This window comes from Novosphingobium sp. 11B, from assembly GCF_054589055.1.
Genome location: NZ_BAAILP010000261.1, coordinates 13447 through 17476 on the forward strand (window position 1 = coordinate 13447; position 4030 = coordinate 17476).

The 4030-nt window shown below is 66.6% G+C and carries 2 protein-coding genes; one reads left to right on the top strand and one right to left on the bottom strand.

What is annotated here, in order from left to right:
• Positions 1-49: 49 nt before the first annotated feature.
• Complete coding sequence (katG, locus tag ACYPYD_RS22905) at positions 50-2329, bottom strand: catalase/peroxidase HPI (protein WP_459665726.1); 2280 nt, start codon at positions 2327-2329, stop codon at positions 50-52.
• Positions 2330-2625: 296 nt separating this feature from the next.
• Here katG and ACYPYD_RS22910 point away from each other — a divergent pair, with 296 nt between their 5' ends.
• Complete coding sequence (locus tag ACYPYD_RS22910; protein ID WP_459665733.1) at positions 2626-3993, top strand: aromatic ring-hydroxylating oxygenase subunit alpha; 1368 nt, start codon at positions 2626-2628, stop codon at positions 3991-3993.
• The last annotated feature ends 37 nt before the right edge of the window (positions 3994-4030 follow it).

A 4030-nucleotide genomic window follows, 5' to 3' on the forward strand; every position in this document is an offset into this window, starting at 1 on the left:
TGTTTGCTGGATTCCTCCCCGAGACAAGCTCGGGGAGGAATTGTTCGCTTCAGAACCGGTCGGCGTTCATCACTTTCGCCCACGCCGCCACGAAGTCGTCCACGAACTTCTGCTTCGCATCGTCCGAGGCGTAGACTTCCGATACCGCCCGCAGTTCCGAATTCGACCCGAACGCCAGGTCCACCGGGCTCGCGGTCCAGCGCACCTTGCCGGTCTTGCGGTCCTTGCCGTCATAGAGCCCCGGCGCCGCGCTCTTCGACCAGACCGTGTCCATCGAAAGCAGGTTGACGAAGAAGGCATTGTCGAGACTGCCCGGCGTCGCGGTGAAGACCCCCGCGCTCGACTTGCCGGCATTGGCGCCCAGCGCGCGCATGCCGCCCACCAGCACCGTCATCTCCGGCACCGTCAGGTTCAGGGCGTCGGCCTTGTCGACCAGCGCGGCGGCCGGGTCGAGCCGGTAGTCGGCCGTGTAGAAGTTGCGGAAACCGTCGGCCTTGGGTTCGAGGTACGCGAACGATGCCACGTCGGTCTGGTCCTGCGCCGCATCGACGCGGCCCGGCGCGAAGGGCACCTTCACCGGATAGCCCGCCTTGCTGGCCGCCTGTTCGACACCGGCATTGCCTGCCAGTACGATGAGGTCGGCCATCGACACCGCTTTTCCGGACTTCGCGAAGTCGGCCTGCACCGCCGTCAGCTTCGCCAGCACCTTGGCCAGTTCGGCCGGATCGTTGACCGCCCAGCCGCGCTGCGGGTCCAGCCGCAGGCGTCCGCCATTGGCGCCGCCGCGCATGTCGGTGCCCCGGAAGGTCGAAGCCGAGGCCCAGGCCGTGCGCACCAGTTCGGGCGTCGTCAGGCCGGAGGCGAGCACCTTGGCTTTCAGCGCGCTCTGGTCCGCCTCGCCCAGGGGTGCGAAGCTCGCCTGCGGCAGCGGATCCTGCCACGAGAACGTCTGGTTCGGAACGTCCTTGCCCAGATAGCGCGCCTGCGGGCCGAGGTCGCGGTGCGTCAGCTTGAACCACGCGCGGGCGAAGGCCTGCGCGAATTCCTCGGGATTCTCGTGCCAGCGCTGCGCGATCTTGAGGAATTCGGGGTCCTGCTTGATCGCGATGTCGGTGGTGAACATGATCGGCGCGTGGGTCTTGCCCTTGATGTGCGCGTCCGGGACCATGTTGGCGGCCGCCGGGTCGGTGGGAATCCACTGCGTCGCGCCCGCCGGGCTCTTGGTCTTAACCCACTCCATGCCGAGCAGGTTGTCGAGGTACTGCGAGGTGAACTTGATCGGATTCGCCGACCACGCCCCTTCGAGGCCGCTGGTGATGGCATCCTCGGCATTGCCCTTGCCGCACGTGTTCTCCCAGCCCAGGCCCTGCTTCTCGGTCCCGGCGGAGGAGGGATCGGCGCCCATGCACTTGTTCGGATCATGCGCGCCGTGGGCCTTGCCGAAGGTGTGGCCGCCCGCGATCAGTGCCAGCGTCTCCTCGTCGTTCATCGCCATGTTGCCGAAGGCGCGGCGGATGTCGGCGGCGGCGGAGATCGGATCGTGGTTGCCGTTCGGGCCTTCCGGGTTGACGTAGATGAGGCCCATCTGCGTCGCGGCGAGCGGACCCTTGAGGTTGCCCTTCGCGTCGCGGCGCTTGTCGGTCATCATCTTGGTTTCCGGCCCCCAGAACACCAGGTCCGGCTGCCAGGCGTCGACGCGGCCGCCCGCGAAGCCGATGGTCTTGAAGCCCATGTCCTCCAGCGCGACGTTGCCGGTCAGCACCATGAGGTCGCCCCACGACAGCTTGCGGCCGTACTTCTGCTTGATCGGCCAGACGAGGCGGCGGGCCTTGTCGAGGCTGACGTTGTCGGGCCACGAATTCAGCGGCTCGAAGCGCTGCTCGCCGCCGTCCGAACCGCCGCGTCCGTCGCCGACGCGGTAGGTGCCTGCGCTGTGCCAAGCCATGCGAATGAAGAACGGGCCGTAGTGTCCGTAGTCGGCGGGCCACCACGATTGCGACGTGGTCAGCACCTTGCGGATGTCCGCCTTGACCGCGTCGAGGTCGAGCGTGGCGAACTCCTTCGCATAGTCGTAATCGGCGCCGTAGGGGTTGGACTGCGCCTCGTGCTGGCGCAGCGCGGCGAGGTCGAGGGTGCTGGGCCACCAGTCCTTGTTGGACATGCCGCCGGGCTTGGTGCCGGCGGGAGGGGCGGGCTGTTCGGTGACCGTCGCCGCCTCGGTCGCGGCCTTGTTCGGCTTGGCCTGTTCGGCGGCCGACACGGGCGCTGCGAGCGCGCAGCACGCGGCGCCGAACATCAGCGCGAGCATGCGGTTTCCAGGGGTGTTCATGGCCTCTCTCCTCCTGTTGCTTTGGCCCTTGTGAGGGCGGCCAGAGGGTACGCCCCGAGGGACGGGACCGTTAGTGCGCTTCGTCGATGAGAGTGATCGGGCAGGACGATCAAAATCGAAAGGTTAAGCGAGCCGCGCGATTTGTTGCCGCTCCATCGCCGGGGCGTTGCGCGCGGGCGGCTCTGGAAACGGGAGGCGAGCTGGCCTAATAGACAATCCTGTTGAATAGCGCGCATGGGAGAGACCGCGTGACCGAACCGGAGGCCTACGAGCCCAGCCGTCTGACCGCAGCGGACATGGACGCCGAAGTGCTCGCCACTTACCCGACCGAGGCGTTTCTCTCGAAGGACTACCTCGCGGCGGAGAAGACGCTGCTGTGGCCCAAGGTTTGGCAGATGGTCGAGCGCGAGAGCGACCTGCCGAACCCCGGCGACTGGCTGACTTACGACGTCGCCGACGAATCCGTGATCGTGCTGCGCAAGGACGACGGTTCGCTCAAAGCGTTCCACAACGTCTGCCCGCACCGGGGCCGCCAGCTCGTCTCGGTGCCGGACATGCTGCCGGGAAAGGTCCATGATGTCCGGGGCTCGAACCGGCGCAACTTCATCTGCGGCTTCCACGGCTGGACCTTCGACCTCGAGGGGCAGAACACCTACATCCTCGATCCGCAGGACTGGCAGAACAAGCTGACGGCAGAGATGACCTGCCTGTCCGAAGTCCAGGTCGATACCTGGGGCGGCTACATCTACATCACCATGGACCCGGACGCGGTGCCGCTGGCCGAGTGGATGGGCCGTGCGGGAGAAATCCTCTCGCACTTCCAGCTGGAGAAGATGCACTACAAGTGGCGCCAGTGGGCGATCTACGACTGCAACTGGAAGACCGCGATCGAGGCGTTCCTCGAACCCTACCACGTCGCGGGCACGCATACGCAGCTGCTGGCCTATGGCGATTACTATGCGCTGAGCCGCCAGTACGGGCTGCACTCGGTCTCCAGCTACGACACGCGCGATGCCAAGTTCGAGATGAGCGAGAGCGCCGGCACCACCCGCGCTGGCAAGGGCGACGACCCGCGCGTCTCCACGTATGAGCTGATCCGCGAGAACTACGAGACGGTGAACTACTCCGCCTCCACCGAGACGCTGGTGAACGCCGCCGCTCGCCTCCAGATCGAGCTTCCGGAGGACGCCACCCCGCAGGAATGCATCGCCCACTGGCTGAAATCCGCCAAGGCCGACGACGCCGCGCGCGGGGTGATCTGGCCCGAGGTTCCGCCCGAGATCAAGAAGGAAGGCGGCCTCGCCTGGGGCCTGTTCCCCAACCAGAACATCCTCCACGGCGAGACCTTCGCGCTGTGCTACCGCGTGCGCCCCTACAAGGACGATCCGGACAAGTGCGTGTTCGAAAGCTACGCCCTCGAACGCTTCCCGGAAGGGGAGGCGCCGCAGACCGAGTGGACCTATGCCGACCCCATCGGCGAGAACTGGGGATCGGTGCTGGCGCAGGACTTCTCCAACATGCAGTTCGTGCAGAAGGGCATGAAGTCCAGCGGCTTTCGCGGACCCTTGCCCAACCCGCACCAGGAGCAGAAGGTCATCAACCTCCACCGCAATCTGGCGAACTTCATGGGCGGGCGAGGGGCGCCGACCAAGCTGGGGGTGTGAGCGGCTAGGCCCCCCCCCAACCCCTCCCGCAAGCGGG

Excerpts from the sequence above, each read along its gene's own strand:
- katG (WP_459665726.1), bottom strand. The coding sequence starts at position 2,329 with ATGAACACCCCTGGAAACCGCATGCTCGCGCTGATGTTCGGCGCCGCG.
- ACYPYD_RS22910 (WP_459665733.1), top strand. The coding sequence starts at position 2,626 with ATGGACGCCGAAGTGCTCGCCACTTACCCGACCGAGGCGTTTCTCTCG.